The following is a 19258-nucleotide window of genomic DNA, read 5'->3' on the forward strand; positions in this document are numbered from 1 at the left end:
GCCGCCCGGGTCTATGTCAAGGCGACCCGGCCCGACGGACCACGTTGATCATGGCGCAAGTTCCTGTTGCCATTCGCGCACCGAATCGAGTGGCCAGACCAGCATCAGCACGTTCAGCGTGAGATTGTCGCGGATGACGATGGCCGCAAGCACCTCCATCGCCAGCGCCAGAAAGACGGTGACCGCGACCGGGAGGCGGAGCGCCAGCCAGAAACCGGCGAGCATCCAGCCGATGTCGGCGACCGAATTGATGACGCTGTCGCCGGTGTATCCGACCGCGATGGTCGCCTCGCGGTAGCGGTCGATGATGATCGGGCTGTTTTCCAGGATCTCCCAGGCCGCCTCGATGACCGTGGCGCCGACCGCGCGCCAGCCGGTGCTCAGCCCGGGCGTTGCGACATGAAACAGCCAGTAGAAGAGGAAGCCGTGGATGATGTGCGAGGGGGTGTACCAGTCCGACAGATGTTGGGAGTTGTCTGCCGAGATCACGTCGCCGGTCCACAGCTTGACCTCTCCGCAGGTGCAGATCGGCACCCGGCCCATCGTCAGCAGGATCACCGCCGTGGCGGCCAGAAGCACCAAAATGGTGACGGTGGAGGCCCAGCGGCTGGCCAGGGGAAAGCGGGAGGAATGCGACATGCGGATGAAGGTTCCGAATCCAGACAACAGAAGTGCAACCCTAGACGTTCGAGGGGCGCGAGCAACGCCCAAACCGTTCGATGTGCGCCGATGAGCGATCCGACGCTGGCATTTGGCGCTGCAAATGAATAGACCTGCGATCAAAGGACAGGCGATGCGGTGTGCGCTCGCCATGGCCCAGGTTTCAAGGAGACGGCATGAGCCTCACCGAAAATCAGCCCATCGCGACGAATGCCGGCGCGCAGGCTTCCTTCAAGACGCGCCGCACGTTCGCGATCATCTCGCATCCGGATGCGGGCAAGACGACGCTGACAGAAAAACTGCTGCTGTCGGGCGGCGCCATCCGGGCGGCCGGTCAGGTGCGCGCGCGCGGCGAGCGCCGGAGGGCGCGCTCCGACTGGATGAAGATCGAGCAGGAGCGCGGGATTTCTGTCTCCTCGTCGGTGATGACCTTTGAGCGCGACGGCATCACATTCAATCTTCTCGACACGCCGGGCCACGAGGATTTCTCCGAAGACACCTATCGCACGCTGACCGCAGTCGATGCCGCGATCATGGTCATCGATGCGGCCAAGGGCATCGAGACCCAGACGCGAAAGCTTTTCGAGGTGTGCCGGCTGCGCGACATTCCGATTATCACCTTCATCAACAAGGTCGACCGCGAAGGTCGTCATCCGCTGGAGGCGCTGGACGAGATCCAGGAGGCGCTCGCCCTCGACGTGACACCGATGACCTGGCCGGTCGGCATGGGGTCCGATTTTTTCGGCGTCTACGACTGGAAGGCCAAGCGCTTCATGACGTCGAGCGAGGGGCGCGGTCAGCGCTGTGACACCGTCGTGGACGTGGACGGACCGACGGACCCCAAGCTCGTGGGCACCGTGTTCGAGAACGTGCTGGGCGAGCTTGAGGAGAACGTCGAACTCGGCGCGGAAGCCTATCCGGAATTCGACCGCGAGGCGTTTCTGGAAGGTCACATGACCCCGGTCTTCTTCGGCTCCGCGTTGCGCGATTATGGCGTGGAGGAGATCATCAAGTTCATTGCGGCATTCGGGCCCAAGCCGCATGCGCAGCCGGCGACGACCCGTATCATCCGTCCCGAGGAAGACAAGGTCACAGGCTTCGTCTTCAAGGTGCAGGCCAACATGGACCCCAAGCACCGCGACCGCATCGCGTTCGTGCGCCTGTGCTCCGGAACCTTCAAGCGCGGCATGAAACTCAAGCATGTGCGTGCCGGCAAGACGATTGCGGTGTCCGCGCCGATCTTCTTTTTCGCCGAAGAGCGCGAACTCGCCGAAACGGCCTATCCGGGCGACGTGATCGGCGTGCCGAACCACGGTCAACTCAGGGTTGGCGACACGCTGAGCGAAGGCGAGGAAATCCACGTCACCGGCCTTCCGGCCTTTGCACCGGAAGTGCTGCGCCGCGTGCGCCTTTCGGACACCATGCGGGTCAAGCAGATGCGCCAGGGTCTTCAGGATCTGGCGGAAGAGGGGCTTGTGCAGATCTTCAAGCCTCAAATCGGTTCGAACTGGATCGTCGGCGTGGTTGGCGTTCTTCAGCTCGATGTCGTGGTCGAGCGCCTGCGGACGGAATACGCGACCGAGATCGGTTTCGACGCGGTGCAATACAACACTGCCCGGTGGGTTGAGTGCGATGACGAATTGACGCTTCGCAAGTTTATCGAAACAAACCCGTCAAGTATCGCGATGGATCGCGACGATCGGCCGGTCTTTCTGTTCAAGAACGCCTGGGAGGTGTCTTACGTCTCCGAGAAAAATCCTGATATCCGCTTCCGCGAAACCCGCGAAATCGTTCATACATCAACAGCTTGAGTCGACCGTACCGGCTCCCGACCGTTGGTTCCGGACTGCAGGCGAACCCAAAAAGCGCACACACTGCGCTTTTTGGGTTGCGCTTTCGTCAGGCGCACGCTATTTGTATGACAGCTAAGCTGCTGCAATCGCAATTTGATTCTCCACTCAGCAATTCTATTCGTTGGAGGCCCCACCGCCGTGGCCCTGATTGTTCCATCTGTACCCAAGTTGTCCTTGCGCATTTCTTATGCGCTCGAGGCCACGCGCCTGTGGCTCGGCGGCAAGCCGGCTGCGGTGCAGGTCGCGGCATTGCCGTGGCGTCGGGCTGCGGGTGGACGCATCGAGATCCTGATGGCGACAAGCCGGGACACCGGGCGCTGGGTGTTGCCGAAAGGCTGGCCGCAGAAGAAGCGGAGCCTGAGTGAGACGGCGGCCTGCGAGGCTTGGGAGGAGACCGGCCTTTTGGGGCGCATCTCCGCCAATTCGATCGGTAGCTTCTTCTACCGCAAGCGGCTGGACAGCGGTTTGCACCGGCGGGTGCGTGTGTCCGTGTTTCCGCTCGCAGTGAGCGGACAGGCCGAAACCTGGCCGGAGCATGGTCAGCGCGAATTGCGCTGGTTTGCGCCCGAGGAAGCGGCACGGCATGTGCACGAGCCGGAACTCTCCGCGCTGTTGCGCAATATGGATGTCATGAAACGGCTGGCATGATCCGTTGATGCGCTGCCTGATGACGCTTGGAAATTCGCGATCAGAGTGTGCGAGGCGCGGGCAGGTCGCTGTTCGCGGGGCACGCGCGTGAGCAACCGTACCGTCAGGCCGCCGGGCAGCACCATCGACAAGGACCTCGACAAGCTCGGTTTCGTTGAGGAGGCGACAGGACATTTGTCACGCTCGCTGATCGCGCTTGGCTTCGCCGTCCTTTTCATCGTCATGAGCGCCAGCACGGCTGCGTTGATATTTTTCGATAGTCCGCACTGGTTTCTTCTCACCGCCGCACTGGCGCTCGGCGGTTACATGGCGCTCAACATTGGCGCCAATGACGTCGCCAACAATGTTGGGCCGGCAGTTGGCGCGCGGGTCATGACAATGACGAGCGCGCTTGTGCTTGCCGCCCTGTGCGAAAGCGCTGGCGCTTTGCTCGCCGGCGGTGAGGTGGTAACGACCATCTCCACCCGCATTGTCGACGTGGGCGGCTTTTCCGAACAGGCGGACTTCCCCATCGCAATGCTGGCCGCCTTGGTGGCTGCCGCCCTGTGGATCAACATTGCAACGGTGCTGGGCGCGCCGGTGTCCACCACGCATGCGGTTGTCGGCGGCGTGGTTGGGGCTGCGATGATGTCGGCTGGCAGCAGCGTCGTCTCCTGGGGCACGGTTGGCGCGATTGCCGCAAGCTGGGTCGTCTCGCCCTTGCTTGGCGGGCTTGTCGCGGCAGCTCTGTTGGCGCTGGTGAAGACCTTCATCATCTACCGGACAGACAAGATTGGGGCGGCGAAGCGCTGGCTGCCGGTGATGTTTGGGATGATGGCAGGCACGTTCGCGCTCTACCTTGTGGTCGTGGGACTTTCACGGTCTTTCGGGTTCGAGCCGCGTGAGGTGATTGCGATCGTCGCGGGCGTCTCCGTTGGCACCTATCTGATTTCCCGGCGCATGATCGCGCGCGCTGCAACGGGACTGGAAAACCGCAACCAGTCTCTGAGGCGCCTTTTCCGGATCCCGCTCATCGCGGCGGCGGCCGTGCTTTCATTTGCTCATGGCGCAAACGACGTCGCCAATGCAGTCGGTCCTGTCGCCGCTATCTTCTCCGCCTTTGACGGCGAGGGGAGACCGGTCGTGCTGGACGCAAACCTGTTTCCGGTTCTGGTTGTCGGCGCATTGGGCATTTCGCTCGGGCTGTTGCTGTTCGGGCCACGGCTTGTGCGCATGGTTGGCGAGCGCATCACGCGGCTCAATCCGATCCGGGCCTATTGCGTTGCGCTCGCAACCGGTGCGACGGTGCTTCTGGCCAGCGGCCTTGGATTGCCCGTTTCCTCGACCCACATTGCCGTCGGTGCCGTTTTCGGTGTCGGGTTCTATCGCGAGTGGTTCATGAACCGCGCCCGCAAACGGCGGTTTTGCGAAGTCTGGCCCTTGGCCATCGGACTGCCTGCGTTGCAGCGTCGCGAACCGGCGGATATGCGGCGGCGCAAGCTGGTACGCCGCGCCCACGTGCTGACCATCGTTTCGGCCTGGGGGGTGACGGTCCCGGCCTCGGCGATGCTGGCCGCGCTTGTGTTTATGCTGTTTTCCGTAGTGCGCTAGAAGCCGGCCGGCGGTCGGTCGGATTTCGGTGGGTGGCGTGCCCTGTTTCCGGCATTATCCTGTCATCGTTATGGGCGCGTCGCAAAGGAAAGCCCGCCATATGCTGAAATCGCTCTATCGCAGACAGCTTGAATCCGATCTCCCGCGCTGGATCGAGGCCGGCTGGATCGCGCCGGAGGGCGCCGCGGAGATCCGCAAGGAACTTGGTGCGGACGGCGCGGGGCGGTTTCGCCTGCCGCTGCTGCTTGCCGGCATCGGGGCGATCTGCATTGCCCTGGCGCTTGTTGCCTTCGTTGCCGCCAACTGGGAGGCGATCCCGCGTCCGGCCAAGCTTGGGGGCATCGCGGTCCTGCTCCTTGCGTCGCATGCCGTCGCAGCCGGGTTCGCCGCGCGCGGCTGGCGTTCGGTCGCCGACATCACAACGTTGTTTGCGGTCCTCGTCTTCGTTGCCGGCCTGTCGCTCGTGGGGCAGATGTACCACCTGCCGGTGGACTGGCAGGCAGGCAGCCTGATCGTCGTGGTTGGCGCATTGGCCGCCGCATGGGTCTGTGCCTCGAAGGCTTCGGCCCTTGTGGCAACGGTGGCGGCGGTCGTCTGGCTGTTCTGGCGCGACGATCCGCTCCAGCTCGCGTCGATTGATGGTGTCCTTGCGCTCGTGCTTCTGACCGCCACCGGCGCGCATGTGCTGCGCCATACCTCGCTGGCCGGGCGCCTTGCCGCGCTTGCGCAGGCTCTTGCGACCTATGCCGGCTTCGTCATCGGCGAAATGGACCGGATGGACATGTCCCGCGACGCCGAGGTCGTCTCGGCGGTGCTCCTTGGTCTGGCGGCGCTTTCCGGCGCCTTTGCCATCTGGGGGTTGCTTGCGGACCGGTTCCTGCGCGGACGCGCGGACGGCGTGGCGGAACTCGCGGGCACCGCGCTTCGAACCGCTCCCGTATTGCTGGCGCTTGGATGCGTGATCGGTCTCTTTCTCGGCCTCGACAGCTACGACTTCCTCGGCAATCGCGTGGATGCCCGCGTGTTTCTGCTCTGGCCGGTGAACGTCGTCGGGCTTCTGGCCGCGGCCGGGATCGCCCTTGCCGCGAGGCGCGGGGCCTGGGACGCTGCGTTCAGCGCGGTTCTGGTCGCGTCGGCTCTGTCGTTCGCGTTGCCGCTGATGGTGGTGTGGTTTCCCGGCCAGGTGACCTGGATTGCTGTGATCGCGCTTGCGGGCGCCGTTGCAATCAGCGTGGCGGGATCCGCAGCACATCGGACGTCGTGGAGCGTTCTTGGAAACCTTGCGATCGCAGCGGTGATGCTGATGCTGCTGGAACACACGGTGGGCTCGCTGATCGGCCAGTCGGTGTTCTTCCTGCTGGCGGGCCTGGCGCTGATCGCGGTTGCCCTTGTCAGCGGATATGTCTTGCGCAAGCGAACGGGCGAGACGGAGGCGGGATCATGAGGCGGCTTGAAGCGCTGTCCCCCTGGGTGCGTTGGGGTCTGGTTGCGCTCCTCCAACTGATATTGATCGCGCTCCCGTTGGTCGAGCGCTGGTCGGTGCATGCGACGGGGCAGGAGGTGACCCTCGCGCTTCGGCCTGTCGATCCGCGCGATCTCCTGCGCGGCGACTATGTGATCCTCAATCCCGAGATCGGCCGGATCTCCCGCCAGCAGGTGGCGAATGAAACCGACATTTCCGAATTCGCGCTGGGCGGTCCGGTCTGGACGGTCGTGGAACGGGATGGGGAGGGCGTGTTTCGGGCGGTCGATGTGCTGCCCGAGCCTCCGCAGGACGGCCGCGTTGCCTTGAAGGGCAGGGCGGGGTCGATGGTGAGCGGGGACGAACTGCGGATTACCTATGGCTTGAGCGCCTTTTTCGTGCCGCAGGGAAAAGGCAAGGAAATCGAGACGATGCCGCGCGAAACCATCCGTCTGGTGGTTGCGGTGACCGGCGACGGTCGCAGCGCGCCGCTCCGGCTGATGGCGAACGGCAAGGTGCTCCTCGAAGACAGCGCATTCTAGGCAGGTATAAACAAATATATTGGATGCATGTTTTTCTTGCGTCGGCTCCATTAAAGAGGTATCAATGGTGCATCTTTAATGGAGGTCGTTATGCGACTGACGCTGCAGACCGATTACGCCTTGCGCATGCTGATGCATCTTGCGGTTCGGGGCGGCGACCTCGCCACGATAAGCGATGTCGCGGACAGCTATCGGATTTCGAAAAACCACCTGATGAAGGTCGCTCAGGCGCTCGTGCGCACCGGGACCGTCGAGGCTGTGCGCGGGCGCGGCGGCGGATTGCGGCTGGCCCGTCCGGCCAATCGGATCAGTGTCGGGGCGGTGGTGCGCGGACTGGAAGACGGGATCGCGCTTGTCGAATGCTTTCCAGGCGGAAACGGCACCTGCCGGATTACGCCGTCCTGCCAGCTCAAGCATGCCCTGCACGAGGCGCGCGAGGCGTTCTTCGGTGTCCTGGACGGCTATTCGATCGACGATCTCGTCGCCGGCAATACCGGCCTCAGGGACATCCTCATCGGAGACGCGGCATGACGACGATCAGGGTTCGCAGCGCATCCGAACGCCGACGGGAAATAGAGCAAACCGCTGCGGCGCTGGGCATCGACGATGCCTATATCTCGACGCTGGTGGAGACCTTCTACGGCCGGGTGCGTGCGCATGAAGTCCTCGGGCCGATCTTCGCGGCGGAAATCGGCGACGACTGGGACCCGCATCTGGCAAAGATGAAGGACTTCTGGGCCTCGGTCGTCATGAACGCCGGGCGCTATTCCGGCAAGCCGGTGCCGGCACATACGAAGCTCCCGGATCTTCAGCCCTGGCATTTCAAGGTCTGGCTCGATCTGTTCGAACAGACGCTTGCAGACACCGCCCCGCATCCGGACGCGGTTCCCTACTTCATGGAACGGGCGCGACGCATCGCCCGAAGCCTGGAGTTCGCCATTTCCGGGCTGCCTCCTCTCAACGCTGGAGCAAGACCATGAGCATTGTCGCCCTTGTCATCGTCGCGGAGATCGGCACGGGCCTGTTCTTCGCGCTTTATCTCGGCGCGCTGACCATCGGGCTGCGCGAGGACCGCGACTGTGCCCGCGTGCCGGTGCTCGACGCCACCGGCCGGGCACTCTTTCTGGCGGCAAAAACCGGCTTCGCCACCGGCATTCTGGCCGTCATCGTCCTGACCGTCCTGAACATCGCGGGGAGCGTGGCATGATCATCAACACGAACACGGAAACTGGCCGCTGGGGCCGAACCTGGCCCTGGCTGCTGCTGTGGGGCGCGGCCCCAATGCCGCTCTATATCTGGCTCGTGGTGGGGATGCTGGTGTAGGCGGTCTTGCGCTTAACCCGCATCTTCCTCCGCCAGGATTTCCAGTTCCAGCCAGGTTTCCTCGGCAGTCGCAAGTTTTTCCTGCGCTTTCGTCATTTTCGCCATCAGCGTGTCGAAGCGCTTCGGGTTCTTTGCGAAGAGGTCTGGGTCGGCCAGCTCGCTCTGCATCTCCGAAATCTCCCGGCCCAGCTTTTCGATGTCCTTCGGCAGCGTCTTCAACTGATGCTGCTGGGTGAAGCTGAGGCGCGACTTCTTCTTCGCCTTGGTCTCGGTCGGGGCTGATTTGCCCTTGGGCTTGGGCGCGTCGTCGCTCCCGCGCGCGCCGCGTGCCGAGACGCCGGTGCCGCGCTGGGCGATCATGTCGGAATAGCCGCCGGCATATTCGCGCCAGACGCCATCGCCTTCGGCGAAGACGACGGAGGTCGCGACCCGGTCGAGAAAGTCGCGGTCGTGGCTGACCAGCAGCACCGTTCCCGGATAGTCGGCAAGCATTTCCTGAAGGAGATCCAGCGTCTCCAGGTCGAGATCGTTGGTCGGTTCGTCGAGCACCAGCAGGTTGGACGGGCGCGCGAGCGCGCGCGCCAGCATCAGCCGTCCGCGTTCGCCGCCGGACAGCGCGCCGACGGGGGTGCGCGCCTGTTCGGGCGCGAAGAGAAAGTCCTTCATGTAGGACACGACATGCCGCGCGCCGGAAGACAGGACCACCTGGTCGCCGCCGCCGCCGGTCAGCACCTCCGTGACCGTGTCGTCGTCGCGCAGGGATTCGCGCGCCTGATCCATCGTCACCATGTCGAGTGCCGAGCCCAGCGTCACGCTGCCGCCGTCGGGCTCCAACGCGCCGGTGAGAAGCTTGAGCAAGGTGGTCTTGCCCGCGCCGTTCGGTCCGACAAGCGCGACCCGGTCGCCGCGCAGGATGCGGATGGAAAAATCGCTGACGATCGGTCCTTCGCCATAGTTCTTGGAGATGCCCTTCGCCTCGATCACGCGCTTGCCGGAGACCTCCGCGTCGCCGACCGTGAGCTTGACGTTGCCCTGCGGTCCGCGATGCGCCTTCTTTTGTGCCCTGAGATCGCCGAGTTCCCGCACCCGGCGCATGTTGCGCTTGCGTCTGGCGGTGACGCCATAGGTCATCCAGTGCTCTTCGCGCTTGATCTTCTGCGCAAGCTTCTGCTGGTCGCGCTCTTCCTGCTCGAAGACCTCGTCGCGCCACGCCTCGAAATGGGAAAAGCCCTTGTCCAGCCGCCGCGAGGTGCCCCGGTCGATCCACACGGTGGCGCGGGTGAGGTCGGCAAGAAAGCGCCGGTCGTGACTGATTAGCACGATGGCCGACTTCATCGAGGCAAGCTCGCCCTCCAGCCATTCGATGGCCGGCAGGTCGAGGTGGTTGGTCGGTTCGTCGAGGAGCAGAATGTCAGGCTCGGGCGCAAGCGTGCGCGCAAGCGCGGCGCGGCGCTTTTCGCCGCCGGACAACCGGCCCGGGTGCTCCTCGCCGGTCAGGCCCAGAACGTCCAGAAGATACTGGGCGCGATAGGGATCGTCGCCCGGCGCCAACCCGCTGGTCACATAGTCGAGCACGGAGGCCGCGGCGCCAAAGTCGGGTTCCTGCGGCAGGTAGCGCACGGTGCGGCCGGGCTGGAAAAACCGCTCGCCGGAATCCGCTTCAACCATGCCGGCGGCGATTTTCAGGAGTGTCGACTTGCCGGATCCGTTGCGGCCGACGAGGCCGATACGGTCTCCTTCCCCCACCTGGAGTTCGGCCGAGGTGAGCAGCGGCGTGCCGCCAAACGTGAGAGCGATGTCGCGAAGGTGCAAAAGAGGTGGTGCCATCGTGTCTCAGTAGGCAAAGACGCGTGTCTCCGCAACCGCCATGCGCGGGCAGCGGCGCAATTCGCTTCCCCGCGATTCAGGCGTCCGGCAGGGCCTTCGCGGTTTTCAGGATATTGCGGGTCATGGACATGAGTTTCACCATTTCCCTGCGGGCCGCCTCCGGGTCATGAGCGGCAATGGCGTCGAGCACAAGTCGGTGCTGGTCGAGCGCGATCGGGTCGCTGACGCGCGGGTCCGAGGTGATCGAGATCGAAGCCCGCAAGGCGTTCTCGATGCAGGCGCCGAGGCCGGACAGCAAAGCATTGCGGCTCGCGGCGAGCATCAGTCGGTGAAAGCGCACATCCGCGTTCTGGGTGTCCGGGTTGCGCACGCCGTTGGCCGCGCCCATGGCATCGAGCGCTTCGCGCATCGCGGCAATGGCCTCGTCATCCGCATGTCGCGCGGCCAGGGCCGCCGCTTCCGGCTCGACAAGGTCACGGATGCCAACAAGCTCCGCGAGGATCTGGGTCTGCGGAACGACCTTGGCCCGCCAGGCAAGCATTTGCCCGTCGAGAAAATTCCAGTCGACTTCCGGGCGCACGCTGGTGCCATGCTTCGGGCGCGAGGAGATCAGGCCTTTGCCGACGAGCGTTTGCAGCGCCTCGCGCAGACAGGTCCGGCTGACGCCGAGATCGGCAAGCAGACCGGCCTCCGTCGGCAAGGTGCTGCCCGGAGGATAGGAGCCATCCAGTATGCGAAGGGCGATGATTTCCGCGACAGCGGATTTTAGGTTGCCCCGCAAGGGAGACGCTGCGTCCTGCATCTGGCGTTTCTCAAGCCTGTTTTGTCGTTTGCGCGATATGCGGACATGCCATCGGTCATTGCTGCAAGCAAATCAAGAAAAACACGCCGCGCCACCGGGTGCGGATTTGCATGCGGGCCCTGCCACTCTGCGGCATTTCGGAACGATGCAGCGAATATGTCCCGATTGTAGGGATGCTTTTTCACCCTGCGTGGAATACCGGGAACATTCTCGGCTTTTTTCCGTCAGGCGGGAACAGGCAACGTTGCGGCATCTTGTCATTGCGGACGATTGGTGGAAAGCTTCGCTCACAACCACTCCATGTGTTCAGGAGCATCCGGACCCGCAGGTCCCCGACAAGAGGTGCGGCATTCGCATGGGGTGACAAGACCGGGAGTGAGAGATGACAATAAATGTTGGCGCGGGTTTGCGCGCAGGTCTGATCGCGGGAGCGCTCGTCGCGGTTTCCGCGCTCGGTGCGATGGCCGAAACGGTCTATCATCGCGGAAACGACGGCAATCCGGAGACGCTGGACCAGCACAAGACCTCCACGGTCGCGGAGGCACATATCCTGCGCGATCTTTACGAAGGGCTGATGGTCTATGACGCGAAGGCCAGGGTCGTGCCGGGCGTGGCCGAAAGCCACACGGTGTCGGAAGACGGGACGGTCTACACGTTCACCCTGCGCGGCGACGCCAAATGGTCGAACGGCGACCCGGTGACGGCGGGCGATTTTGTTTATTCGCTGCAGCGGATCATGACGCCCGAGACCGGTGCGAAATACGCGAATATTCTGTACCCGATCAAGAACGCGGAAAAGGTCAACAAGGGCGAGCTTGCGCCCGGCGAGCTCGGCGTCAAGGCGGTCGATGACGCGACGCTCGAGATCACGCTCGAGCAGGCGACGCCGTTCTTCCTGGAACTCCTGACCCACCAGACCGGACTGCCGGTGCATCCGGCGACGGTCGAGGCGCATGGCTCCGACTTCGTGAAGCCGGAGAACTTCGTGTCCAACGGCGCTTTCACGCTTCAGGAGTTCACGCCCAACGACAAGCTCGTGGCGGTGAAGAACGCGACCTATCACGGCGCCGACAGCGTTTCGATCGACAAGGTGATCTTCTACCCGATCGAGGACCGGGCGTCCTGCGTGCGCCGATTCGAGGCCGGCGAGATCCATTCCTGCTCCGACCTGCCGACCGACCAGATCGCGGATCTGCGCGCCAAGTTCGGCGATCAGGTGCGCACGCCACCTTATCTCGGCAACTACTATTACGCTGTGAACATGTCGAAGCCGCCGTTCGACGACGTGCGCGTTCGTCAGGCATTGTCGATGGCCATCGACCGGGAGTATGTGGCCGAGGAAATCTGGGGCGGCACCATGGTTCCGGCCTATTCGCTGGTGCCTCCGGGGATCAACAACTACGGCGAGCCGGCCTATGCCGACTACAAGGGCGAGGCGATGCTCGACCGCGAGGACGAGGCGCTGGCGCTCCTGAAGGAGGCCGGTTTCGGACCCGATACGCCCCTGACGCTGGAGATCATGTACAACACCTCGGAAAACCACAAGAACACGGCAATCGCCATCGCCGACATGTGGAAGACGATCGGGGTGGAAACCTCCATGATCAACCGCGACCTTGCCAGCCATTACGCGCATCTTCGCGACAAGGGCGACTTCGACATCGCGCGTGCCGGCTGGATCGGCGACTATTCGGATCCGCAGAACTTCCTGTTCCTCGTGGAATCCGACAATGACGGCTTCAACTACGCCAATTACAAGAACGCCGACTACGATGCGCTGATGGACAAGGCGGCGGCGGAAACGGATCTGGAGAAGCGCGCCGACATCCTGCAGGAGGCGGAAGCGATCTTCATGCGCGACCTGCCGTTCATCCCGATCCTCTACTATTCCTCGCACTCGCTGGTCTCGCCCACGATCAAGGGCTGGGAGGACAACCTCCAGAACGTGCATCCGACGCGTCTGATCTCGATCGAGGGCTGAGCGCTCTTTCCACGCAGGAGGCGGGGTCTCATCCGCCTCCCGCACATCCGCTCGTCGCGATCACGCAGGTTGCCTTGCCCGGGCGAACGCGCGCACGGTGGCGCAGCCTGTTTCGGTCGCGCAATGGTCGGCGACAAGGACGCGGAGCCCGCTTTATATGTTCGGTTATGTCACCCGCCGTCTGCTGACGGCGATCCCGACGCTCTTTGTGATCATCACAGGTGCGTTCTTCCTGATCCGGGTCGCGCCGGGCGGGCCGTTCAATCTGGAACGTCCGCTGGAAGCCAAGGTGATGGAGAACCTCAACCGGATCTATCATCTCGATAAACCGTTGTGGGAACAGTATCTCTACTATCTCGGCAATCTCGCACGCGGCGATTTCGGCCCGAGTTTCGTCTACCGGGATTTCTCGGTTGCGGAGTTGTTCGCCTCCGGCCTGCCGGTGTCCATCCAGATCGGAGCGGGCGCGCTCGTGCTTGCGCTGGTTGCGGGAACATTGCTCGGCATCGCTTCCGCGCTTCGCCAGAACCGCCCGGCCGATTATGGCATCGTCGGGCTGGCAACGCTTGGCATCACCATTCCCACCTTCGTGATCGCGCCGCTGCTGTCGCTGGTCTTCGGCGTCTGGCTCGGATGGCTGCCCGCCGGCGGATGGGGCGATGGCCAATGGTCCTTCAAGGTCCTGCCGATCGTCACGCTTGCCCTGCCGCAGATCGCCGTGGTCACGCGACTGACGCGCGGTGCGATGATCGAGGCGATGCGCTCCCACCACATCCGGACGGCCCGCGCCTACGGGCTGAAACCCTGGACCGTGGTCGTCGTGCACGCGCTGCGCTCGGCGATCCTGCCGGTCGTATCCTATGCCGGCCCGGCGGCTGCAGCGCTTCTGACCGGCTCGGTCGTGGTGGAGACGATCTTCGGCATTCCCGGCGTCGGGCGCTATTTCGTTCAGGCTGCGCTCAACCGCGACTACACGCTGGTGATGGGAACGGTGATCGTCATCGCCATCTTCATCATCGTCTTCAATCTGGTGGTCGATCTGCTCTATGCGCTGATCGACCCGCGCGTGCGGCTGGGATAGGCGATGACCGTGGCAGTTACCCAGTCGAGGCCCGTGGAGGGCCGGTCGCTCTGGCAGGACGGGCTCGCGCGCCTGCGCCGCAACCGTGCGGCGATGGCAAGCCTCGTCTTTCTTGTGCTGATGGCGCTCATGTGCCTTATCGGCCCCTATCTGACCGGACACGGCTACGACCAGGTCTATCGCTCCTATGTGAAAGTCGGACCGAGCCTTGCGCCCTATCCCAAGGCCGATGCGATCGCGCCGGCCGCGCGCGATGCGCTGAAGCGGGCGCGCGTGGACGTCGGCGAACCCATCGAGATCGTTGGCGAAAGCGTGCGCATCCCCGTGTTCTCGTCGCGAGACCTCGATCCGCGCATCGTGCGCTATGTCGATCGGGTGGATATCTTCTCCGGCGCCCGGCTGGAAGAGGTCGCGGGTGACGGACGAACCGGCGTCATCGTCGCGGACATCGAGCGCTTCACCTTTCTCTTCGGCACCGATGCGACCGGCCGCGACCTGTTCACGCGCACGCTGATCGCCGGGCGGATCTCGCTGACCATCGGGTTGCTGGCGACCGTGGTCGCCATCGTCATCGGCGTGACCTATGGCGCGGTCTCGGGCTATCTCGGCGGGCGGGTCGACCTCGTGATGATGCGCGTCGTCGACGTTCTCTACTCGTTGCCCTTCATCTTTTTCGTGATCCTGCTGGTCGTCTTTTTCGGGAGAAACTTCGTGCTGATGTTCATCGCCGTCGGTGCGGTGGAATGGCTCGACATGGCCCGGATCGTGCGCGGCCAGACGCTCAGCCTGAAGCGCCAGGAGTTCATCCAGGCGGCCGAGGCGCTGGGCGTGGAGAACACCGGCATCCTGCGCCGTCACATCATCCCCAATCTGACCGGCCCGGTGGTGATCTACATGACGCTGCTGGTGCCGCGCGTAATCCTGCTGGAAAGCTTCCTCTCGTTCCTCGGTCTCGGCGTCCAGGAACCGATGACCAGTTGGGGCGTACTGATTTCCGAAGGCGCGCGCGACATCGAGGGCAATCCGACGATGCTGCTGTTTCCCGCGATTTTCCTGACGACGACACTGTTTGCGCTGAACTTCATCGGCGACGGGCTGCGCGATGCGCTCGACCCGAAGGATCGCTGAGATGAAACAGGCGGCAATGACAGCGGACGACGATCTCGTGCTCGACATTCGCGGACTGGACGTCACCTTTTCGACCAATGACGGCGATGTCCAGGCCGTGCGCGGCATCGATCTTCACGTGCGCAAGGGCGAGACGGTTGCGGTCGTGGGCGAAAGCGGCTCCGGCAAGAGCCAGACCATGATGGCGGCCATGGGGCTGTTGGCCGATAACGGCCGCGCCACCGGCGAGGTTCTCTACCGGGGCCGCAATCTGCTGACATTGCGTCCAAAGGCGCTGAACGCGGTACGTGGTGCAAAGATCACCATGATCTTCCAGGAGCCGATGACCTCGCTCGATCCACTCTACACGGTGGAACGACAGCTGAGCGAGCCGCTGGTCGAACATGGCGGGTTGTCCTGGAAGCGGGCGTCGCGCCGGGCTCTGGAGCTTCTGGAGCTGGTCCGCATTCCCGATCCCTCCGACAAGCTGCGGGCCTACCCCTACGAATTGTCGGGTGGCCAGCGTCAGCGGGTGATGATCGCCATGGCGCTTGCCAACGACCCGGACGTCCTGATCGCGGACGAGCCGACGACCGCGCTCGACGTTACCACCCAGGCGCAGATCCTCGACCTCATCGCCGATCTTCAGGAGCGCACCGGCGTGGCGGTGGTGTTCATCACCCACGATCTCGGCATCGTGCGGCGCATCGCTGACCGGGTGGTGGTGATGAAGGACGGCGAGGTGGTTGAAACCGGGTCAACGGATGCGCTCTTCGCCGCGCCGCGCCAGGCCTACACGCGCATGTTGCTGGATGCGGAACCGTCCGGTCATAAGGAGCCGGTGCCCGAAAGCCGACCGATCGTCGTCGGTGCACAGAAGCTCGGCGTCGCCTTCCGCATTCAGCAGGGTTTCCTGAAACCGCCGACAGTCCTCAAGGCGGTCGACGATGTGTCGCTGACGGTGCGCGAGGGGCAGACGCTCGGGATTGTTGGCGAATCCGGATCCGGGAAATCGACGCTGGGGCGCGCGCTTTTGCAACTGCTTCCCCATAGCGGGCGAGTGCAATTCGAGGGGCGCGATATCTCCAACGCCGACAAGGCGGGCATGCGCGCGATCCGCCGCCAGATGCAGCTGGTGTTCCAGGATCCCTTCGGATCCCTCAGCCCGCGCATGACGGTCGGTCAGATCGTGACCGAGGGGTTGTTGGTGCATGAGCCGTCGCTGTCGCGGCGCGACCGCGACCTGCGCGCCTGTGCAGCCCTTCAGGAAGTGTCGCTCGACCCGTCGGTGCGCAACCGCTATCCGCATGAATTCTCCGGCGGTCAGCGCCAGCGCATCGCGATCGCGCGCACGATGGTGTTGAAGCCGCGTCTCGTGGTGCTCGACGAACCGACGTCGGCGCTGGACCGGACCATCCAGAAACAGATCGTCGATCTGTTAAGGGATCTTCAGCGCGACCACGGACTCACCTATCTCTTCATCAGTCACGATCTCGCCGTGGTCCGGGCGCTGGCCGACACGATCATCGTGATGAAGAGCGGACGGGTGGTGGAGGCGGGGCCGGCGGAAGCGGTCTTTTCCGCCCCCGCCGATCCCTATACGCGTGCGTTGATGGCGGCGGCGCTGGCTCCTGTTGCAGCCGGGTAGGGGCCGTTTTCCGCGCTCGCATCCGCACCTGCAATCGGTTAAAAGACTTGCGATCAGTGCTTGGAACGCTTGGAGAAAGACATGGTGTCTAAGGGACCGGACAAGATGCAGCCCCTTTCGGGCGCGGGGCTTTCCCGTCGATCGTTCGTGATTGGTGCGCCGTTGTTTCTGGCCGCCTGCCAGTCGAGCGGTGTGGGCGGCGGTGTTTCGACGGTCGGGTTGCACAATCAGCCGGACCTGCCGGGCGAGGACTTCGACTATGCGGCGGCCTATGCCGCGACGACGGATTACGACTTCAAGGTTCCCGCGATCGCCTACAAGAATTTCGACAGGAAGTACTGGCGCCAGGTTGTCGACTACGACACCCGGGAACGCCCCGGGACCATCATCGTCGATCCCTATTCCCGGTTTCTCTACTGGACGCTTCCAGGCGGCAAGGCGCTGCGCTACGGCATCGGCGTCGGGCGCGCCGGCTTTTCCTGGAGCGGCGATGCCAAGGTGCGGGTCAAGCGCGTCTGGCCGCTCTGGCGCCCTCCGCGAGAAATGATCGCGCGCAATCCGGCGCTGGAGAAATACTGGAAGGACGGCTATCCGCGCGGTCCGCGCAATCCGCTCGGTGCGCGGGCGCTGGACCTTTGGCAGGGCAGCGTCGACACGCTGTATCGCATCCACGGCACGAAGAAGCCGGACAGCATTGGCCGCAACGTGTCCTCCGGCTGCATCCGCATGTGGAACCAGGACATCATGGACCTGTTCAAGCGCGTGCCGACCCACACCAAGGTCGTGGTCCTGTCCAAGGCTCCAAAGACCGGTTGACGCGCCTGCTTGTTTTTCTCAACCCTGCTTGCGGCGGGTCTGTTCCGCCGCCGCGAGCGATGCCACAAAATCGTTGAAGCGCTCGCCCTGAATGAGAATATGCGAGCGCAGCACAGCGGACGCCGTCTCGGCGTCGCCGGCCTGGATCGCATCGACCAGCGCCTGATGCTCGGCGAGTGAATTCCCCACCCGATTGCGCACTCTGAGCTGGAGCCGGCGATAGGGCTTCAGCCGGTTCTTGAGATCGCGCGCCCGTTCCTCCAGAAACCCGTTGCCACTGCCACGATAGATCGCGTCATGGAAATCCTCGTTGGCGATGTAATAGGCATCCGGGTCTCCGGCCCCGGCCGCCGCCGCGCAGCGCTCGTGCGCTTCCAAGAGTGCTGCGCGTTCGGATCCGTCCATGCGCCGCGTGGCAAGCCTTGCACACATGGCTTCCAGTTCGGCCATCACCTCGAACATCTCGATCAGGCGCGGAATTCCGATCTCGCGCACGAAGGCGCCGCGGCGCGGGCGGATCTCGACCAGACCGGAGGCGGAAAGCTCGATCAGGGCTTCGCGGATTGGTGTGCGTGAGACGGAAAATCTTTTTGCCAGAGAGACTTCGTCCAGACGCGTGCCGGGAGGATAGAGGCCGACGGCAATGTCGTCCTCAAGCGCTTCGCGCAGAGCCTGAGCGGTTCGAGCGGATGGTTTTGGCGGCGTGGTCGCGGTCGTCATGAGGCGGATGATATTCAACCTTGGCAATCTTGTATACAAAAAGTGTTGACTTGGATGCAATGCGATGCTTGCCTTGCGTCATGGCGTGACGGGCCCGGGGGAGGCTGGTGTCCTGTGGCGTTCGAGAGGAACAGACTCGGCGGCATCAACGAATGTCGACCGTGTATGGGAGGAAAACATGTTCAAGACACTTGCAAAGGCCGCGCTTGGCCTGACGACGGCCATGGTGATCGCCATGCCGGCCGCGCACGCGGCAGATGTGGTTCTCAAGGCATCGCACCAGTGGCCGGGTGGCAAGGGCGACGTGCGCGACGAAATGGTCCAGATCCTTGCGCGCGAAGTCGCGGACGCCGACGTCGGCGTGGAAATCAAGGTCTATCCGGGCCGTTCCCTGTTCAAGCCGCGTGAACAGTGGGGCGCGATGGTCAAGGGCCAGCTCGATATCTCGGCCTTCCCGCTCGACTATGCGTCGGGGCGCCATCCGCAGTTCTCCGCCACCCTGATGCCGGGGCTGGTGCAGAACCACGACCGGGCACTGCGTCTCAACACGTCGCCGTTCATGGACGACATCAAGAAGATCATCAATGACGCCGGCGTCGTGGTGATCGCCGATGCCTGGCTCGCCGGTGCTTTCGCTTCCAAGACCCAGTGCATTACCTCTCCCGAGAGCATTGAAGGTCAGGTGACCCGCGCTGCGGGGCCGGCCTTCGAGCAGATGCTGGTCGGGGCCGGTGCCTCGATCGCGTCCATGCCGTCGTCGGAGATCTACACCGCGCTGCAGACGGGAGTGCTCGATGCGGCCAACACCTCGTCCGGGTCTTTCGTATCCTACCGCATCTACGAACAGGTGACGTGCCTGACGGCGCCCGGCGCGAACGCGCTTTGGTTCATGTATGAGCCGATCCTGATGTCCAAGCGGAGCTGGGACAAGCTCAATCAGGAGCAGAAGGACGCCGTGATGGCTGCCGGCAAGGTTGCGCAGGAGTATTTCGTCGGGGAGGCGAAAGGTCTCGATGCCAAACTCGTGCAGGCCTACAAGGATGCCGGCGTGGAGATCGTCGAAATGTCCGCCGACGATTACAAGGAATGGCTCGCGATCGCCCAGGAGACGTCTTACAAGACATTTTCCGAGAATGTCCCGGGCGGCGATGAACTGATCGCCAAGGCGCTCGCCGTCGACTGAGCATTGATTGTCGCC

At 63.7% G+C, this 19258-nt stretch carries 18 protein-coding genes; 14 read left to right on the forward strand and 4 right to left on the reverse strand.

The window, feature by feature from the left end:
- Positions 1–48: 48 nt before the first annotated feature.
- Positions 49–639, reverse strand: a complete 591-nt coding sequence (locus tag BLU32_RS03465; protein WP_093805004.1) for a DUF2585 domain-containing protein — start codon at positions 637–639, stop codon at positions 49–51.
- Between the two features lie 197 nt (positions 640–836).
- Between BLU32_RS03465 and BLU32_RS03470 the strand changes: the two genes are divergently transcribed.
- The 8 genes from BLU32_RS03470 to BLU32_RS03505 all read left to right on the forward strand — a co-directional run bounded on the left by BLU32_RS03470 (position 837) and on the right by BLU32_RS03505 (position 7962).
- Entirely contained in the window at positions 837–2471 is a 1635-nt protein-coding gene (locus BLU32_RS03470) for a peptide chain release factor 3 (RefSeq protein ID WP_093805005.1), read from the forward strand.
- Positions 2472–2651: 180 nt separating this feature from the next.
- Entirely contained in the window at positions 2652–3161 is a 510-nt protein-coding gene (locus BLU32_RS03475; RefSeq protein ID WP_244501785.1) for an NUDIX hydrolase, read from the forward strand.
- Positions 3162–3248: 87 nt separating this feature from the next.
- Complete coding sequence (locus tag BLU32_RS03480) at positions 3249–4751, forward strand: inorganic phosphate transporter (protein WP_093810524.1); 1503 nt, start codon at positions 3249–3251, stop codon at positions 4749–4751.
- Between the two features lie 100 nt (positions 4752–4851).
- Positions 4852–6195, forward strand: coding sequence for a DUF2157 domain-containing protein (locus tag BLU32_RS03485; protein ID WP_157727474.1), 1344 nt, complete (start codon positions 4852–4854; stop codon positions 6193–6195).
- Positions 6192–6755, forward strand: coding sequence for a GDYXXLXY domain-containing protein (locus tag BLU32_RS03490; protein ID WP_093805007.1), 564 nt, complete (start codon positions 6192–6194; stop codon positions 6753–6755). The genes BLU32_RS03485 and BLU32_RS03490 overlap by 4 nt, the downstream gene beginning before the upstream one ends.
- A gap of 90 nt (positions 6756–6845) precedes the next feature.
- Positions 6846–7286, forward strand: coding sequence for an Rrf2 family transcriptional regulator (locus tag BLU32_RS03495; protein ID WP_093805008.1), 441 nt, complete (start codon positions 6846–6848; stop codon positions 7284–7286).
- Positions 7283–7735, forward strand: coding sequence for a group III truncated hemoglobin (locus BLU32_RS03500; RefSeq protein WP_093805009.1), 453 nt, complete (start codon positions 7283–7285; stop codon positions 7733–7735). The genes BLU32_RS03495 and BLU32_RS03500 overlap by 4 nt, the downstream gene beginning before the upstream one ends.
- Positions 7732–7962, forward strand: coding sequence for a hypothetical protein (locus BLU32_RS03505; RefSeq protein ID WP_093805010.1), 231 nt, complete (start codon positions 7732–7734; stop codon positions 7960–7962). The genes BLU32_RS03500 and BLU32_RS03505 overlap by 4 nt, the downstream gene beginning before the upstream one ends.
- A 128-nt stretch (positions 7963–8090) precedes the next feature.
- Here BLU32_RS03505 and BLU32_RS03510 read toward each other — a convergent pair whose 3' ends face one another.
- Both BLU32_RS03510 and BLU32_RS03515 read right to left on the reverse strand, forming a co-directional pair.
- The gene (locus tag BLU32_RS03510; protein WP_093805011.1) at positions 8091–9905 is read right to left on the reverse strand and encodes an ABC-F family ATP-binding cassette domain-containing protein; all 1815 of its coding nucleotides are present in this window, start codon (positions 9903–9905) and stop codon (positions 8091–8093) included.
- A gap of 76 nt (positions 9906–9981) precedes the next feature.
- The gene (locus BLU32_RS03515; RefSeq protein ID WP_093805012.1) at positions 9982–10707 is read right to left on the reverse strand and encodes a FadR/GntR family transcriptional regulator; all 726 of its coding nucleotides are present in this window, start codon (positions 10705–10707) and stop codon (positions 9982–9984) included.
- Between the two features lie 382 nt (positions 10708–11089).
- On the opposite strand from BLU32_RS03515, the gene BLU32_RS03520 reads away from it, so the two are divergent.
- The 5 genes from BLU32_RS03520 (at position 11090) to BLU32_RS03540 (ending at position 17340) form a co-directional block, all read left to right on the forward strand.
- Positions 11090–12688 (forward strand): peptide ABC transporter substrate-binding protein, encoded by a 1599-nt coding sequence (locus BLU32_RS03520; protein ID WP_093805013.1) that lies wholly within the window; start codon positions 11090–11092, stop codon positions 12686–12688.
- Between the two features lie 157 nt (positions 12689–12845).
- Positions 12846–13769 carry an ABC transporter permease subunit gene (locus BLU32_RS03525; RefSeq protein ID WP_093805014.1) on the forward strand — a complete coding sequence of 308 codons (924 nt, stop codon included), beginning with the start codon at positions 12846–12848 and terminating at the stop codon, positions 13767–13769.
- 3 nt (positions 13770–13772) lie between these two features.
- The gene (locus BLU32_RS03530) at positions 13773–14897 is read left to right on the forward strand and encodes an ABC transporter permease subunit (protein WP_093805015.1); all 1125 of its coding nucleotides are present in this window, start codon (positions 13773–13775) and stop codon (positions 14895–14897) included.
- A gap of 1 nt (position 14898) precedes the next feature.
- Entirely contained in the window at positions 14899–16524 is a 1626-nt protein-coding gene (locus BLU32_RS03535; protein ID WP_371326954.1) for an ABC transporter ATP-binding protein, read from the forward strand.
- A gap of 81 nt (positions 16525–16605) precedes the next feature.
- Entirely contained in the window at positions 16606–17340 is a 735-nt protein-coding gene (locus tag BLU32_RS03540) for a L,D-transpeptidase (RefSeq protein WP_093805017.1), read from the forward strand.
- A gap of 18 nt (positions 17341–17358) precedes the next feature.
- On the opposite strand, the gene BLU32_RS03545 is transcribed toward BLU32_RS03540, so the two are convergent.
- A complete protein-coding gene (locus BLU32_RS03545) occupies positions 17359–18060 on the reverse strand; it encodes a GntR family transcriptional regulator (RefSeq protein WP_093810526.1) in 702 nt (233 codons plus the stop codon).
- A gap of 178 nt (positions 18061–18238) precedes the next feature.
- Between BLU32_RS03545 and dctP the strand changes: the two genes are divergently transcribed.
- Positions 18239–19243: a TRAP transporter substrate-binding protein DctP gene (dctP, locus tag BLU32_RS03550; RefSeq protein ID WP_093805018.1), complete on the forward strand. Its 1005-nt coding sequence runs from the start codon at positions 18239–18241 to the stop codon at positions 19241–19243.
- Positions 19244–19258 lie beyond the last annotated feature (15 nt).

The sequence above is a fragment of the Stappia sp. ES.058 genome, assembly GCF_900105595.1.
In the GTDB taxonomy this organism is placed as follows: domain Bacteria; phylum Pseudomonadota; class Alphaproteobacteria; order Rhizobiales; family Stappiaceae; genus Stappia.